Source organism: Micromonospora echinaurantiaca (genome assembly GCF_900090235.1).
GTDB lineage: Bacteria > Actinomycetota > Actinomycetes > Mycobacteriales > Micromonosporaceae > Micromonospora > Micromonospora echinaurantiaca.
Map to the genome: position 1 here is coordinate 6,318,590 of NZ_LT607750.1, position 15,707 is coordinate 6,334,296.

Consider the following 15,707-nt stretch of genomic DNA (forward strand, 5'->3'; position numbering starts at 1 on the left):
GGGGACGCGAAACGCCGCCGGCGACCGGATCTCTCCGGCCGCCGGCGGCGTTCACGGGCTCAGTAGCCCGCTGTCGTGCGGGGTGGTGTGCTGGGCAACAGGCCTCCCCCTCCGCCGCCGCGTGGCGGGTCGAACGGGTTGGTCGGCGTGCCACCGTCGTTGCCGCCGCCGTCGTTGCCACCACCGTCGTTGCCGCCGCCGTCGTTGCCGTCGCGCGGGCAGAACGGGTTCAGCGGGTTCGGGCAGCCCGGCGGGTTCTGCGGCACGGTCGGCGGCGGTGGCGCCTCGCCGTTGCCGGACTCCGGGTCACCGACGTTGGCCGCCGGCGGGAAGTCGAGCTTCTCCTGGTAGGGCTTCCCGGTCTTGTGCGCCTCGTCCATGAACCGTTCCCAGATGGTGCCCGGCAGGTTGCCGCCACTGATCCGGGTGCCGTTCTTCATCTTGAGCGGCTTGCGCTCCTTGACGTTGCCCACCCAGACCGCGGTGGCGATCTGCGGCGTGTAGCCGACCATCCAGGCGTCGCCGTTCTCCGGGCTGTCCGGCTTCTGCTCCCAGGTACCGGTCTTGGAGGCGGCCTTCCGGCCGTCGTCGAGCCGGTGGTTGACCTGGGCCGGGTACTGCTCCAGCACCGAGGTCACGTCGGCCACCACGTCCTTCGGGATCCGCTGCTGGCCCTTGAGCTTCTCTCCGCCGCCGGGGACCTTCACCCACTTGCCAGTGTTCTTGTCCAGCTTCTCGACGCTGTAGAGGAAGTGCGCCTTGTGGTAGACGCCCTGGTTGGCGAAGGTGGCGACGCCGTTGGCGTGGTCCAGCACGGTGATCGGGTACTGGCCGTAACCGACGACGTGGAAGAACGGGCCGTTGGGGTGCGCGATCTTCTCCGGGTCGTTCTCGGTGAGGTCGTACGCCTTCGGCGGGTTGGTGTCCGACCGCCAGATGGTGCTGACCCCGGCGTCCCGGGCCATCTGGATGACCTTGTCCGGCCCGATGTCCTCGGTGACGTGGTAGAACGGCACGTTCAGCGACTTCAGGGTGGAGACCTTCAGCGTGCAGGAGTTGCCGCAGGAGGGGTTGTCCACGCCGGCGTTGCTGACCTTGAACTTGGTGCCCGGCGGGGTGAAGGCCCGGCCCTTCCAGCGCGACTCGAGCGCCTTGCCCTCCTTGAGCGCCGCCGCGAGGGTGTAGATCTTGAAGCTCGAGCCCGGCGAGTGGCCGCCCGTGACGTTGCCGTTGGAGTCGGTGTTCTTGCCGGCGTAGTCGGTGCCGGTGCCGTTGTCGCCGCCGTAGTAGGCGAGCACCCGGCCGGTCTCCGGGTGGATCGCCACCACCGCCGCCATCAGGTTCTTCGGCTGGCCGTTGAGTTCAGAGCCCTTCGCACTGCGCTGGGCCGTCTCGACCGCCGCCTTCTGGATCTTCATGTCGATGGTGGTGCGGATCCGGTAGCCACCGGCCATCAGCGCCTGGGAACAGAGCGGCTTGGCGTCGGTGACGTCGGCCTCGCTCTCGACGCAGAGGCCCTTCTCCCGCATCTCGTCCCGGACGTAGTTGATCACGTTGCCCTGGGGCGTGTTGACGCCGAAGTCGACCCCGACGCCACCCTTGTTCGGCTTCTGGATGTTCTTCGGGTACTCGGTGGGCCGCTGCGGCTTGCCGGGCGCGTCCAGCCAGCCCTCGGCGACCATGCCGTCGATGACGTACTGCCAGCGGCCCTGCGCGTCGGTCGGGTTGACCGCCGGGTCGTAGCCCTTGTGGGTGGCGGTGGCCTGCGGCTGCTTGATCAGCGCGGCCAGCACCGCGCCCTCGGCGACGGTCAGCTTGCTGGCGTCCTTCTTGAAGTACGTCTGCGCCGCCGCCTGGATGCCGTACGCGCCCCGGCCGAAGTAGATCACGTTGAGGTAGTGCTGCATGATCTGCGGCTTGGTGTACTTGTCGTTCAGCTTGGAGGCGAGGATCGCCTCCTTCACCTTCCGCGCGTACGTGTCGTCGTTCAGGTTGTCGTAGGCGTTGCGGGCGTACTGCTGGGTGATGGTCGAGGCGCCCTGCTTGTCGCCGCCGGTGAAGTTGTTCCACGCGGCCCGGGCGATGCCCTTGTAGTCGACACCGGAGTGCTTGTAGAAGTTCCGGTCCTCGGCCGCGGCCACCGCGTCCTGCACGTGCTGCGGGATCTGGTCGATAGTGACCAGGGTCCGGTTCTCCTCGCCCAGCTTCGCGATGATCGTCTTGTTGTCGTAGGCGTAGATCGTGGTCGCCTGCGGCGGGTCGGTGTCCTCGGGCAGCACCACGTTGGTGGAGTAGTAGGTGAAGCCCACGACGCCGAGACCGGCCAGCATGATGAAGACCGCGAACCCGGCGATCAGCATGTTCATCCGCTTGCGCTTGCGCGCCCGCGCCGCCGCGGCCGGGTCACCCGCGCCGCGCGCACCGCGACCGGGCCCGGCCGGCCCGCCGGGGCCACCGGGGCCACCGGGGCCACCGGGGCCACCCGGCCCGCCGGAGACCGGCGACACGCTGGCCCGAGCCACCGACGCCCGGCCACCCACGGCCGCCGAACCGCCGACCCGGGCCCGCCCGGCGGACGCCGCACCCACGGCGGCGGCACCGACCGTCGCCCGCCCGGCCGGCCCACCGGGGGCCGGGGACACCGGCACCGAGGCCCGCCCCGCGCCCGCCCGGCCACCGCCCGGCGCCGGGGAGACCGGAACCGAGGCCCGGCCGGCGCGCCCGACGGACGCGGAACCGGCCGCCGAACCGCCGCGCGGGGGGACCGCCGCCGAACCGCCGACCGAGGCCCGGCCACCGGCCGCGCCACGCGGCCCCGCCGAGGCCCGGCCGGCCGGGGCCGCACCCTCCGCGGCCGACCAACCGTTCCCCCGCGGTTCACCACCGCGGCCGTACGCGTCGTCCGCCCGTCCCGGGTCGCCGTTCTGGCCCGGGATCTGGGCCCGCCCACGCGAAGAACTGGGATCGCCGTACGAGTTCATTCCTCACACCCTGCCGGTCGCGGTGGGGCGCGGATGCGCCGCCACCGGGTTGCCGTGAGTTGAGACACCCGCCACGGCGGCACACGCGTGCCGACCAGCCGGTGTCAGTTCCGGATCAATCGGGCCATTCGGACCGAGGAGCTGTCGGTCGCCCCAGCACTCCTGCCCGGGATCAACCGATCCAGCTGGGATCACCGTTGCGCCTCTCGCCTCCGTCGATTGGCCGGCGCGGCGGCCGCGGCGTTGCCGCCCACCACGTCCTGGTCCGGCCCGCCCTCGTTGCCGCCGGTCAGCCCGTCCCGCCCGAGCAGGAACTGCTCGACGAGATGGTTCCAGTCACAGCCGAGGCACACCTCCACCACGAAAACCTGGAACTCACGCAGCGTCATCGCCAGCACGGGCAGTTCCGCCAGGGTGCGGGCCTGGCCGGCGGACTGCTTGAGTTCGTCCCCGTAAATGTAGTGGACGTGGATCAGGTTCTCGCTCCGGCAGATCGGGCACCGCTCGTCGGTCGGCTCGCCGTGGAACCGAGCAGCGTTCTTCAGGTACGGCGAGGCGTCGCAGACGTCGTAGGTGCCGACCCGCCCGGCGAGGAGCTCACGCAGCACCGCTCGCTTCTGAAGCGAGTAGTCGACGACCTGGCGCTGCGTACGCATGCGGAGAAGGGTACGCGGTCTGGCCTGACGAGGCGACCGTGGTGACCATGCGTGACGGCAGGAACTCGGATTGGGGGTTTGCCCTGATCGCGGTGAACCGCTAGCGTGCGATGTATCGGTCCGATACATCGCGGCGGTTAGCACTCCCCGCACAGGGTAAGGGAAGGATGGTCCGTGCTCGAACTCGCCATCCTCGGCCTGTTGCAGGAGTCTCCGATGCACGGCTACGAGCTGCGCAAGGAGTTGACCGCGAAGCTCGGGGCCATCCGGGCGGCGATCAGCTACGGCTCGCTCTACCCGACCCTGCGGCGGCTCCAGGCGGCGGGCTGGATCGCCGAGGCCGCCGAGACACCCGCCACCGCCGAAGAGGTTCCCGCGCTGACCAGCCGACGAGGTCGGGTGGTCTACAAAATCACCGCGGAGGGCAAGGAACGCTTCGCCCAACTCATCGCGCAGGCCGGGCCCGAGACGTACGACGACACGGGCTTCGGTGTGCACTTCGCGTTCTTCGCCCGGACCGACCAGGCGACCCGACTGCGCATCCTGGAGGGTCGCCGGCGAAAGATCGAGGAACGTCGCGAAGGGCTTCGTGACGTGCTCGGCCGGGCGGCCGAGCGCCTCGACGCGTACACCCTGGAACTGCAGCGCCACGGGCTGGAGGCCTGTGAGCGCGAGGTTCGCTGGCTGGAGGAGCTCATCGCCAACGAGCGCTCCGGCCGTGCCCCGACGGTCCCGCAGCCCGGGACGGCCGGCGGCCGACGAGAAGACACCAGCCCGCCTCCGCCTGGAGAGTCCAGGAAAGAGCGGCCGTGATGAAGAAGAAGGAGGCAGACGCTATGGGCTCCGTCCGCGTCGCCATCGTCGGTGTGGGGAACTGCGCCTCGTCCCTGGTACAGGGCGTGGAGTACTACCGGAACGCCGACCCGAACGACCGCGTCCCGGGTCTCATGCACGTCACCTTCGGCGACTACCACGTTTCGGACGTGCAGTTCGTCGCGGCGTTCGACGTGGACGCCAAGAAGGTGGGCATGGACCTCGCCGAGGCGATCGTCGCCAGCGAGAACAACACCATCAAGCTCTGCGACGTGCCGCCGACCGGCGTCACCGTGCAGCGCGGCCCGACCTTCGACGGTCTCGGGCAGTACTACCGCGAGATCATCGAGGAATCGGACGTCGAGCCGGTCGACGTGGCCAAGGCGCTGCGTGACGCCCAGGTCGACGTCGTCGTCTCCTACCTGCCGGTCGGCTCCGAGCAGGCCGACAAGTTCTACGCCCAGGCCGCGATCGACGCCGGCTGCGCGTTCGTGAACGCCCTGCCGGTCTTCATCGCCTCCGACCCGGAGTGGGCGAAGAAGTTCACCGACGCGGGCCTGCCGATCGTCGGTGACGACATCAAGAGCCAGGTCGGCGCCACCATCGTGCACCGGGCCCTGGCGAAGCTCTTCGAGGACCGCGGTGTCGAGCTGCTGCGCACGTACCAGCTCAACTTCGGCGGCAACATGGACTTCATGAACATGCTGGAGCGCAACCGCCTGGTCTCGAAGAAGATCTCGAAGACCCAGTCGGTGACCTCCCAGATCCCGCACGAGATGAGCAAGAGCGACGTGCACATCGGCCCGTCCGACCACGTGCCGTGGCTGGACGACCGCAAGTGGGCGTACATCCGGCTGGAGGGCCGCTCGTTCGGTGACACCCCGCTCAACGCCGAGCTCAAGCTCGAGGTGTGGGACTCGCCGAACTCGGCCGGCGTCATCATCGACGCGGTCCGGGCCGCGAAGATCGCGCTGGACCGGAAGATCGGCGGCCCGATCCTGTCGGCCTCGTCGTACTTCATGAAGTCCCCGCCGGTGCAGTACGCCGACCACGACGCGCACGCCGCCGTCGAGGCGTTCATCGCCGGTGAGGTCGAGCGCTGACGCGCTGACCAGCAGCACCGACGAGGGCCGGGTCCGCACGGACCCGGCCCTCGTCGCGTACGCGCCGGCTACTTCGCCCAGGACGGCTTGGTCCGCCGGGCCAGCCGCGCCCGCCGGTCCTCCGCCACCAATTCGCCGGTGGAGGGCAGAATCGACGGGTTGACGCTGCCTGCCGAGACGACGAACGCGACCACGTCCAGGATCACGTGGGTGGTCTGCTGCGCGTGCACGGAGATCTGGTCGACCAGCGGGTTGATCCCGGTCAGGAAGAAGTTCGACAGGGTCTGGCCGGCCTGGAAGTTGATCGTCGAGAAGGCCGGCGGACGCTGGCCCGGGTCCGGGTAGATCTGCAGGAAACCGGCGGCGAGCGCGCCGGTGACGGTCACGTTGCCGTACACGGCCTCGCCCAGGTGTACGTAGTCGTCCAGGTTGACCTGGATCGTGCGGCCGCGCAGCAGCCGGCCCGCGCTGTCCAGGTTGCCGGCGGCGTTCACGATGCGGGCCCGACCGGCGGCGGTCCGGGTGTCGATCACGCGCTGCGGCACGACCGGCACCAGCTCGTTCGAGTTGGCGTTCGTCCGGACGTACTCGACGAAGTTGCCCTCCATGGGTGGCAGGCCGGGGCTGGTGACCGCCCAGATCGTTCCGGAGGTGTCCATCGACACCGAGCCCACCTCGGATTTCCAGCCGAGGCCCCGCCCGGTCGGCGTCAGCCGCAGGGCCGGACCGGAGAACGGGATGCCGTCCGGGTCGGCCTCGACGGCGGTGTTCTCCAGCCGCAGCGGCGCGGAGGTGAGAGAGCCGCCGCGCAGCGTGGTGGGCGTGCCCGCCTCGTTGACGCGCCCCTGCAGCACGGGGTCGCCCGGCGCGGCCTGCGCCGGGCCGGCGGCGGCCGCGCCCACTGCGGCGGCGCCGGCGAGGCCGGCGGCGACGGTGCCCGCCCTGCGCAGCAGGTGACGACGGTCGACGGCGTGGTCCTGGTCATTGCTCACGATGAATCCCCCGTGTCGTGGGTGCGAGTGGCGCCCCGTCGGTACGGCTGATCGAGGTCGCTCTGTGCCAGCAAGACGTCCGACCAACCGCGAAGGTTGCGGTCGATCCCGCCGCTATCGGATTCAGGACCAGGCGCGGCGCAGGGCGACCCCCGCCTCCATCTCCAGCAGCTTCACCTTGCGCGGCAGTCCGCCGCCGAAGCCGACCAGCTTTCCGCCCGCGCCGACGATCCGGTGGCACGGCACGATGACCGGGATCGGATTGCGGTTGCAGGCCACCCCGACCGCCCGGGCAGCGCCGGGATCGCCCACCCGCCGGGCCACCTCGCCGTAGGTGAGCGTGCCGCCGTACGGGATGCGGGTCATCTCCCGCCACACCGCCCGCTCGAAGTCGGAGCCCCGCGGCACCGACACCGGCAGGCCGAACTCGGTCAACTCGCCGGCGAAGTAGGCGCGCAGCTCCGCGACCGCGCGGCGGGAGGTCTCGTCGCCCGGCTCGTCGGCGGCGCCGGGGACCCGGCCGAAGTGCGTACCGCGGACGCTGTCGTCGTCGGTGGCCACGGAGAACTCCCCGATCGGCGAGTCGAGCACGGTCCAACGCATCCACCCATTGTCGTCCACCGGTCCGACAGACCGCGCCGACAGCCACCAGGTGACCATCGCCACCGGGGTGGCGTTCGCGGCGTTCGGTGTCGTCGGGCAGCTCGCGGCCGACCTCTTCACCGCTCTCCTCGCGGTGGCCTTCCTGATGCTGGCCGGCTTCACCGCCGCCGGCGTGAACGGTGCCCGGGTCGCCTCCTGGGCCTGCGGGCCGTTCCTCGTCTGCTGCGCCGCCGTCGGCATCCTCCGTACGCCCCGGCCGCTCTCCTTCATCTACTCTCCGGACGACCTGGACCGGATCGGCGAGCTGGCGCGGGAGCGGATGCCCGACTGGCTGGAACCGCTGCTGGTGCTGTTGAGCGCCGGCGTACCGCTGGCACTGCTGGTCGCGTTGCTCCTGCTCGCCCTTCCGCCGGCGAACGCCTTCTTCCGGCGGCCTGTTTCGGTCGGGCCGGGCTGGCACGTGCAGGCGGGCGACTGGGTTCCAGGGCCGCCCGCCCGGAGCTGACGCCGGCCCGGGTGCCGGCTGGCACTCAGAGCAGGGTGACGCCGAGCAGCAGCGCCCCGGCGACGAGGCAGACCCCGCCGGCCACGGTGAGCCAGATCAGCTTGTTGGGCCGGGTGTCCTGCGGTCGGACCACCGAGAGGAAGAAGCCGAGCGGCATCAGGATCGGCGCCGCGACCAGGAGCGACCGGATCAGCGTGCGGGTGCCGTCGGACGCGTCGGCCTGGTCGACGTAGGGCAGCACGGCGAGCGCGAAGAGCACCAGCACCCCGGCGTGGGCGTGCCCGGCGGTCCACAGCCCCCGGCGGACCGGGTTGTCCAGGTAGCCGGCCTTACGCCGGGCCAGGTGGGTGAGCAGGGTGAGGCCGCCGTACGCGACCGCGACCACGGTGATCAGCAGGATGCCGGCGGTGGTGCGGGTTGCCTCGGACATGGGGACACCTCCGTCTTGTCATTGTCAAGATTGGCCGATCGCCGCAATCTTGTCAACAGCTAGATTCGTTCGCGGACAACCGTCGCGACCCGACGGAACGTTGCGCGGGATCGATACCGTGCGGTTCGTGGCGACGGGGACCCTGCTCTTCCTCATCATCGGCGGCATCGGCGTCGGAGTGCTGGCGCTCGCCCTGCTCGGCACCGAGCTGCTCCACTTCGGTCAACCCGAACTGGACGGTCCGGTGTCGGTCGAGGCGGTCGCCGGGTTCACCGGGGCGCTCGGCTTCGGCGCCGCGATCGTCAACGAACTGGTCGGCGGGGGCACCACCGGCGCGATCGCGGTGGCGGTGGCCGGTGGGCTCCTCGCGGCCGTGCCCACCGCGTGGGTGGCGGCCCGGCTCGGCCGGGCGGCCCGCGACATGCCGACCGACGCCACCCCCAACCGCCACCACCTGGTCGGCGCGCTCGGCCTGGTGGTCACCCCGGTGCCGGTCGACGGCTACGGCGAGGTCCGGGTACGCGTGGCCGGCCAGCCGGTCAAGCTCAACGCCCGGGCCGACCGGCCGATCCCGGTCGGCGCCCAGATCTTCGTGGTCGAAGCGCTGAGCGAGACCAGCGTGCACGTCGAGACCTACTGAACCCCCTCATAAAAGAAACGGGACGGTCACATGCCCCTACTCATCGCCATCGGCGGCGCGGTCCTCCTCGTCCTCGTGCTCATCCTCTTCGTGCTCTCCCGGATCAAGGTCGCCGGGCCGAACGAGGCCTTCATCGTCACCGGCCGCAAGGGCCGCACCACGCAGACCGCCGACGGCGCCCGGTCGACCGACATGTCCGGGCAGAAGGTCGTGCTCGGCGCCTCGGTCTTCGTCCTGCCGGTGGTACAGAAGCTCCAGTCGCTCGACCTGTCCAGCCGGCGGATCGACGTCGGCATCAAGGGCGCGGTGAGCAAGCAGGGCATCCGCACCGAGCTGCACGGGGTCGCGATCGTCAAGGTCGGCGGCACCGAGGACGCCATCCGCGCGGCCGCCCAGCGCTTCCTGCACCAACAGGACGAGATCGAGGACTTCACCCGGGAGGTGCTCGCCGGCGCGCTGCGCTCGATCGTCGGCCGGCTCACCGTCGAGGAGGTCATCCGGGACCGGGCGGCGTTCGCCAGCGCGGTGGCCGAGGAGGCCGAGCACTCGATGACCAACCAGGGCCTGGTGCTGGACACCTTCCAGCTCCAGGACATCCTGGCCGAGGGCTCCTACCTGCAGGACCTGGGCCGGCCGGAGGCGGCCCGGGTGCTCAAGGACGCGGCCATCGCGGAGGCCCGGGCGCGACAGCAGGCGGAGCAGGAGCGGCTGCTCGCCGAGGAGGCGATCGCCGAGGCCAACCGGAACCTGGCGCTCAAGCAGGCCGCCATCCAGGCGGAGATCGACGCGGCCAAGGCGAAGTCCGCCGCCGCCGGTCCGCTCGCCCAGGCCGAGCGGGACCAGGCGATCCTCTCCGAGCAGCAGAAGGTGGCCGAGCGCAACGCCGAGCTGAAGCAGCGCCAGCTGGACACCGAGGTGCGCAAGCCGGCGGACGCCGCCCGGTACAAAGTCGAGCAGGAGGCCGAGGCGGCCCGCAACGCCGCGGTGCTGAACGCCGACGCGCAGCGGCAGGCGGTCATCGCCGCCGCCCAGGCCGCCGCCGAGCAGGCCCGGCTCACCGGTGAGGGCGAGCGGGCCCGGCGGGCCGCGCTGGCCGAGGCGAACGCGATCGAGGGCGCCAAGGAGGGCGAGGCCGAGCAGCGGCGGCGCTCCGCGATCGCCGAGGCGGTCGAGCGGGAGGGCCAGGCCGAGGCCGCGGCCATCCTGGCCAAGGGGCAGGCGGAGGCCGACGCGATGGCCCGCAAGGCCGAGGCGTTCGCGGCGTACGGCGAGGCGGCCGTGCTGGACCTGCTGGTCAAGGTGCTGCCGGAGGTGGTCGAGGCGGCCAGCGCCCCGATCGGCGCGATCGACAAGATGACCGTCATCTCCACCGACGGGGCGTCCTCGCTGACCAAGTCGGTGGCCGGCAACGTGGCGCAGGGGCTCCAGCTCGGCAGCGACCTGACCGGCATCGACCTGGCCGGCCTGCTCGCGAAGCTCGGCTCGGCGTCGTCGGCCGGCAACGGCAAGCCGGCGGTGGACGGCACCGCGGTCGAGGCGAGGTAGCGCCGACCGTACGGCGAAGGGCGCCGCTCCCGGCATCGGGGCGGCGCCCTTCGCGTCGGCTCAGTCGCGCAGGCCCTCGTCGCGGGCCCAGCGCAGCAGCTCGGCCTCGGCCGTCTCGCGGTCCAGCGGGCCGCGCTCCAGACGCAGGTCCTTCAGGTGCTTCCAGGCGCGTCCGACCACCGGTCCCGGCGGTACGCCGAGCAACTCCATGATCGCGTTGCCGTCCAGATCGGGGCGGACCCGGGCCAGGTCCTCCTCGGCGGCGATCCGGGCGATCCGCTCCTCCAGCGCGTCGTAGTCGGCGGCGAGCTGGGCCGCCTTGCGCCGGTTACGCGTGGTGCAGTCCGACCGGGTGAGCTTGTGCAGCCGCGGCAGCAGGTCACCGGCGTCGGCGACGTAGCGGCGCACCGCCGAGTCGGTCCACTCGCCCCGGCCGTAGCCGTAGAACCGCAGGTGCAGCGCGACCAGCGCGGTCACCTGGGCGGTGACGTCCTTCGGGTAACGCAGCGCCTTCATCCGCGCCTTGGTGAGCCGGGCGCCGACCACCTCGTGGTGGTGGAAGCTCACCCGGCCGTCCGGGCCGACCGCCTTGGTCGCCGGCTTGCCGATGTCGTGCATCAGCGCGGCCATCCGCAGCACGAAGTCGCAGCCGTCCTCCTCGTACGAGACGGCGTTGCTCACCACGGTCAGGGTGTGCTCGTAGACGTCCTTGTGCTGGGCGTGCTCGTCGATCTCCAGCTTCAACCCGGTCAGCTCCGGCAGGAACCGGTCGGCCAGCCCGGTGTCGACCAGCAGCCGCAGCCCGGTGACCGGGTCGGCGCCGCAGAGCAGCTTGGTGAACTCGTCGCGGATCCGCTCGGCGGTGATCCGGTCCAGGTCGGCGGCCATCCGGGTCATCGCCGCGTGCACGTCGGGGTGCACCGCGAACCGCAGCTGGGCCGCGAACCGGGCGGCCCGGAGCATCCGCAGCGGGTCGTCCCGGAACGACTCCTGCGGCGACGCCGGGGTGCGGATCACCTTGGCCGCCAGATCGGCCAGCCCGCCGTGCGGGTCGGTGAACCGGTGCTCGGGCAGGCTGACCGCCATCGCGTTGATGGTGAAGTCCCGCCGCTTCAGGTCCTCGGTCAGGTCCGTGCCGTAGGTGACCACCGGGTTCCGGGTGACCTGGTCGTACGCCTCGGCGCGGAAGGTGGTGATCTCCAGCCGCAGCCCGCCGCGCTGGGCGCCGATGGTGCCGAACTCGCGGCCGGTCTCCCAGATCGACTCGGCCCAGCCCCGGACGATGCGCAGCGTCTGGTCGGGCAGCGCGTCGGTGCAGAAGTCGAGATCCTCGCCGAGCCGGCCGAGCAGGGCGTCCCGTACCGAGCCGCCCACCAGGTGCAACTCGTGACCGGCCTGTGCGAACCGGCGGCCGAGCTCGTCGGCGACCGGCGAGACCCGGAGCAGTTCGGCGACGGCGTTGCGCTGCGCGGCGGTGAGTTCGCGGCGGTCGGCGGCACGGGGAGCGGAGGCTTCGGACATGGGATCGCCAGCCTATCGGTCCCGGTGCGGATGTCCTCCGCCGGGCGCGGGTAGCGGGTGTGCGTTGACTATCGTCATGCTCGTGCGGGCCGGTGCCGGTTCCGAATACCCCTTGGAGGCGAGAAGATGAGCGGCGGGCTCTACCGCAGCGCGAACGCCACGGGTGACGGCGGCGGTCGGCCTCCGGCGGACGGCGCCACCTTCATCTCGGCGGAGCCGCTCAACCAGCCGGCGATGGAGTCGACCGCCCCGCCGCCGGAGCAGGTGGCCGAGGGCAGCGCCGCGGCCAACAGCGCGGTGATGGCGATCGGCAGCCTGGTCAGCCGGGGTACCGGGTTCCTGCGCACGCTGGCGCTGACCGCCGCGCTGGGTGGCGCGCTGGTCGGTGACGCGTACACCACCGCCCAGATCCTGCCCGGGATGGTCTACGAGTTCCTGCTCGGCGGCATCCTCACCAGCGTGCTGATCCCGGTGCTGGTGCGCCGGCGCAAGGCCGACGCCGACGGCGGTCAGGCGTACGCCCAGCGGCTGCTCACCCTCGCGGTGGTGACTCTCGCCGCGGCCGCGCTGCTGGCGACGCTTTCAGCAATGTGGCTGACCATGCTGTACACCAGCGACAACCGCGGCGACGAGTACCGCGAGCTGGTCACCTACCTGTCGTACCTGATGTTGCCGATGATCTTCTTCACCGGCCTCAGCGCGCTGATCAGCGCGGTGCTCAACACCCGGGGGCACTTCGCCGCCCCGATGTGGGCGCCGATTCTGAACAACCTCGTGGTGATCGCGACCGCCGGGCTCTACATCGCGATCTTCGGTGCGGAGATCATCCGCCCGGAGGAGATGACCGCCGGGCGGATCCTGCTGATCGGCGGCGGCACGCTGCTCGGTGTCGGGATCCAGGCCGCGGGTCTGCTGCCGGCGCTGCGCAAGGTCGGTTTCCGGTGGCGGTTCCGGTTCGACTTCCGCGCCCTCGGCCTGCGCGAGTTGGGTCGCCTCGGCGCCTGGATGTTCTGCTACGTCGCGGTCAGCCAGATCGGCCTGATCGTGCTCTTCAACCTGCTGAACCGGGCGGGCGACGGGGACGCCGGCGCGCTGATCTACAACAACGTCTTCCTGCTGCTGATGATGGCGCACGGCATCATCGCGGTCTCCATCATCACCGCGCTGATGCCCCGGATGAGCGCGGCCGCCGCCGACGGCCGGTACGCCGACCTCGCCGCCGACCTGTCCCGGGGCACCCGCACCGTCTCGGCGGTGCTCGCCCCGATCGCCGTCTGCTACGCGGTGCTGGCCACGCCGCTGTCGGTGACGCTGTTCCGCTACGGCGCGTTCAGCGACGACAACGCCGCCGACACCTCGCTGGTGCTACTGGTGGCCGCGCTGGCGCTGGTTCCGTTCGCGATCAGCCAGCTGTTCACCTTCGCCTTCTACGCGCTCCCCGACACCCGCACGCCGGCGCTGATCAACATTCCGGTGGTGGCGTTACGGATCGGCGTCCAGATCATCCTCTTCGCCGCCTTCGCCGCCCACTTCGCGGCCGCCGGGATGATGATCGGCAACGCGATCTCCTACCTGGCCGCGGCGATCGCCTCCGCCTGGCTGCTCCGGCCCCGGGTCGGCCGGATCGGGCTCGGCGCGATCATGCGTACGCTGGCCCGGGTCGCGGTCGCCGCGCTCGGTGCGGCGCTGGTCGGCCTGCTGGTGGTCGCCCTGCTGCCCGGCGACGACACGCCGAGCCGCGCGCAGGCGCTGGCCCAGTTGGTGATCGGCGGCGCGGTGATCGGCGGGACCTATCTCGGCCTGGCCATGGCGCTGCGGATCGGTGAGATCACCGAGGTGGTCGGGATGGTCCGGCGCCGGCTGAGCCGCTGAGCCCCACCGCCCGGCCCTACCCGCCGGTACGGTGCGTGACGGTGGATCACCAGCCTGGGGATGCGCCTGTGGATAACTCCGCGATTCCCCGCTCAGTCACCGGATCGGGCTGTGGATAACCAGCCGGACGGCTGAGTATGGTGCCCCGATCGTGGGGGAACCCCGGGACGTCGGCGTGGCCGCGACACCGGTCCGGCCCCTGCGTCGAGCCCTTGCGGTCTACCTCTAGATTGGCTAGTACATGTGCCAGCAACGTGGTCGACAACGGTCGTAACCGGACGAGCCCGTCTACTCCCGAAACCCTCGCCGGGTCCGGCGGGAAGATGACATGTCGGGGAGACGGTCCAGCCGGGTAAGGTCGCTCTCGACGGGTACGGCAGGCACCGGCGCTCGCGTCGACCCCGGTCGGCCGGCCCTTGAAAGACAGAGCGGGAAGCCACATGCCCAGCAGCGCGGGTCCATCGATCGACACGATCACCGAGGGAGGACGGGTGACCCAGGTCGGCGAGGGTCAGGACGCGGACGAGAGCGCTCCTCCGGTCATGACCTTCGGTGCTCCCACGGCCGGTGAGATCCTCGCCGAGCGTTACGAGCTGGTCGAGCACATCAACAACGACAGCGCGGGCCGGCTGGTCTGGCGCGGGGTCGACGTCGTACTGCGCCGTCCCGTCGCGGTCGTGCTGCGCTACCCGGGTGGCGACTCCGCCACCGAGATGCTCCAGGCCGCCGTCGCGGCGAGCCGGGTCATCCACCCCAACCTGGTCGGTGTCTACGACGCGATCGACGAGGGCGAGCGGGCGTACGTGGTCCGCGAGTGGGTCGACGGTCGGTCGCTGCGCGAACTGGCCGCTGATGGCCCGCTCGACGGAGCCCGGGCCACCACCATCGGCAACGCCGTCGCCAGTGCGCTCGCCGCCGTGCACGCCACCGACATGGTGCACGGCAACGTCCACCCCGGCACGGTGATGATCAGCGACGACGGCCGGGTGGTGCTGGCCGACGCCCGCACCGACGGTGACGACAGCCAGGAGAGCGACATCCGGGCGGTCGGCGGCATCCTCTACTTCGCGCTGACCGGGCACTGGCCGCACGCCGAGGCCCCGCTGCGCGGCGCCACCGCCGGCCACGGGCGGGCCGCCATCCCCGACGCCGTCCGGGACGCGACCGGTGCGCTCGCCGCTCCCCGGCAGGTCCGGGCCGGTGTGCCGGCGTACCTCGACGACCTGACCATGGACCTGCTCGACGCCGAGGTCGCGCCGCCGTCCTCGGACGTGCTGGCGGCGGAACTGGCCCGACTCGACGTGCCCGCCGACGACCACTACCTGGACAACAGCGGCCCGCTGCGCTTCGCCGCGGACACCGGTGACGAGCCGTCGCCGCTGGCCGCCGCCGGTGGTCGCAAGGTGGCCATCGGCATCGCCGGCCTGCTCGCCGTCGCCCTGGTCGGCCTGCTGATCGGCATCAGCGCGCTGGGCGGCGACGACAAGGATCCACAGACCAACCCGGTCGCCCAGCCCACCTCCAGCGCCCCCGCCGACGACGCCAGTCCGGCCCCCGCCGTGGGTCCGATCAAGATCAGCAAGGCCCAGATCATCGACCCGGACGGTGACCGGACCGAGGTGAAGGACGCCGACAAGGTGTTCGACGGTGACGAGGACGAGGGCTGGGAGACGCAGACCTACCGGCGGGCCGCCAACTTCGGCAACCTCAAGAAGGGCATGGGGGTCTGGGTCGACCTCGGCTCCGAGCGCAGCGTGAAGTCGGTGCAGGTCCTCCTCTCCGCCCAGGGCGCCTCCGCCCAGCTCTTCCACGGCACCACCGAACACCCGTCGACCAAGTCGGGCGACGCCCAACTCGTCGCCGAATACCAGCAGAAGCCGGTCGGCCGGGCGTTCGAGGAGCACGACGGCACCACCATGACCTTCACCGGCTTCGACGCCGAGCAGAAGTACCGCTACCTGCTGTTCTGGATCACCGAGCTGCCGGACAGCGACGGCGGCTACAAGCTCGGCGTGCAGGAGATCAAGGTCCAGGGTTCGTGAGCCG

13 protein-coding genes are annotated in these 15,707 nt (G+C 71.3%); 7 read left to right on the plus strand and 6 right to left on the minus strand.

What is annotated here, in order from left to right; translation table 11 throughout:
* Positions 1 to 59: 59 nt before the first annotated feature.
* Positions 60 to 2,981 carry a transglycosylase domain-containing protein gene (locus tag GA0070609_RS28655; RefSeq protein ID WP_088996669.1) on the minus strand — a complete coding sequence of 974 codons (2,922 nt, stop codon included), beginning with the start codon at positions 2,979 to 2,981 and terminating at the stop codon, positions 60 to 62.
* A 191-nt stretch (positions 2,982 to 3,172) separates the two neighbouring features.
* Positions 3,173 to 3,637 (minus strand): DUF5318 domain-containing protein, encoded by a 465-nt coding sequence (locus tag GA0070609_RS28660; RefSeq protein ID WP_088996670.1) that lies wholly within the window; start codon positions 3,635 to 3,637, stop codon positions 3,173 to 3,175.
* A gap of 174 nt (positions 3,638 to 3,811) precedes the next feature.
* Here GA0070609_RS28660 and GA0070609_RS28665 point away from each other — a divergent pair, with 174 nt between their 5' ends.
* Together GA0070609_RS28665 and GA0070609_RS28670 are read left to right on the plus strand one after the other, a co-directional pair.
* The gene (locus tag GA0070609_RS28665; RefSeq protein ID WP_088996671.1) at positions 3,812 to 4,450 is read left to right on the plus strand and encodes a PadR family transcriptional regulator; all 639 of its coding nucleotides are present in this window, start codon (positions 3,812 to 3,814) and stop codon (positions 4,448 to 4,450) included.
* Between the two features lie 23 nt (positions 4,451 to 4,473).
* The gene (locus GA0070609_RS28670) at positions 4,474 to 5,553 is read left to right on the plus strand and encodes an inositol-3-phosphate synthase (protein WP_088996672.1); all 1,080 of its coding nucleotides are present in this window, start codon (positions 4,474 to 4,476) and stop codon (positions 5,551 to 5,553) included.
* 68 nt (positions 5,554 to 5,621) lie between these two features.
* On the opposite strand, the gene GA0070609_RS28675 is transcribed toward GA0070609_RS28670, so the two are convergent.
* Both GA0070609_RS28675 and GA0070609_RS28680 read right to left on the minus strand, forming a co-directional pair.
* Positions 5,622 to 6,545, minus strand: a complete 924-nt coding sequence (locus tag GA0070609_RS28675) for a hypothetical protein (RefSeq protein WP_088996673.1) — start codon at positions 6,543 to 6,545, stop codon at positions 5,622 to 5,624.
* A 123-nt stretch (positions 6,546 to 6,668) separates the two neighbouring features.
* A complete protein-coding gene (locus GA0070609_RS28680; protein WP_088996674.1) occupies positions 6,669 to 7,148 on the minus strand; it encodes a methylated-DNA--[protein]-cysteine S-methyltransferase in 480 nt (159 codons plus the stop codon).
* Between the two features lie 49 nt (positions 7,149 to 7,197).
* On the opposite strand from GA0070609_RS28680, the gene GA0070609_RS28685 reads away from it, so the two are divergent.
* Positions 7,198 to 7,653, plus strand: coding sequence for a hypothetical protein (locus GA0070609_RS28685; protein WP_088996675.1), 456 nt, complete (start codon positions 7,198 to 7,200; stop codon positions 7,651 to 7,653).
* Positions 7,654 to 7,678: 25 nt separating this feature from the next.
* Here the strand turns inward: GA0070609_RS28685 and GA0070609_RS28690 are convergent, their stop codons facing one another.
* The gene (locus GA0070609_RS28690) at positions 7,679 to 8,083 is read right to left on the minus strand and encodes a hypothetical protein (RefSeq protein WP_088996676.1); all 405 of its coding nucleotides are present in this window, start codon (positions 8,081 to 8,083) and stop codon (positions 7,679 to 7,681) included.
* Positions 8,084 to 8,201: 118 nt separating this feature from the next.
* Between GA0070609_RS28690 and GA0070609_RS28695 the strand changes: the two genes are divergently transcribed.
* Together GA0070609_RS28695 and GA0070609_RS28700 are read left to right on the plus strand one after the other, a co-directional pair.
* Positions 8,202 to 8,723 (plus strand): hypothetical protein, encoded by a 522-nt coding sequence (locus GA0070609_RS28695; RefSeq protein ID WP_231928444.1) that lies wholly within the window; start codon positions 8,202 to 8,204, stop codon positions 8,721 to 8,723.
* A gap of 30 nt (positions 8,724 to 8,753) precedes the next feature.
* Positions 8,754 to 10,268, plus strand: a complete 1,515-nt coding sequence (locus tag GA0070609_RS28700) for a flotillin family protein (RefSeq protein ID WP_088996678.1) — start codon at positions 8,754 to 8,756, stop codon at positions 10,266 to 10,268.
* A 60-nt stretch (positions 10,269 to 10,328) separates the two neighbouring features.
* Here the strand turns inward: GA0070609_RS28700 and GA0070609_RS28705 are convergent, their stop codons facing one another.
* On the minus strand, positions 10,329 to 11,789 hold the full coding sequence (locus GA0070609_RS28705) for a CCA tRNA nucleotidyltransferase (protein ID WP_088996679.1): 1,461 nt from the start codon (positions 11,787 to 11,789) through the stop codon (positions 10,329 to 10,331).
* A gap of 126 nt (positions 11,790 to 11,915) precedes the next feature.
* Here GA0070609_RS28705 and murJ point away from each other — a divergent pair, with 126 nt between their 5' ends.
* Together murJ and GA0070609_RS28715 are read left to right on the plus strand one after the other, a co-directional pair.
* Positions 11,916 to 13,661: a murein biosynthesis integral membrane protein MurJ gene (murJ, locus tag GA0070609_RS28710; protein WP_088996680.1), complete on the plus strand. Its 1,746-nt coding sequence runs from the start codon at positions 11,916 to 11,918 to the stop codon at positions 13,659 to 13,661.
* A 440-nt stretch (positions 13,662 to 14,101) separates the two neighbouring features.
* Positions 14,102 to 15,703 (plus strand): protein kinase family protein, encoded by a 1,602-nt coding sequence (locus GA0070609_RS28715; RefSeq protein ID WP_088996681.1) that lies wholly within the window; start codon positions 14,102 to 14,104, stop codon positions 15,701 to 15,703.
* Positions 15,704 to 15,707: the final 4 nt, after the last annotated feature.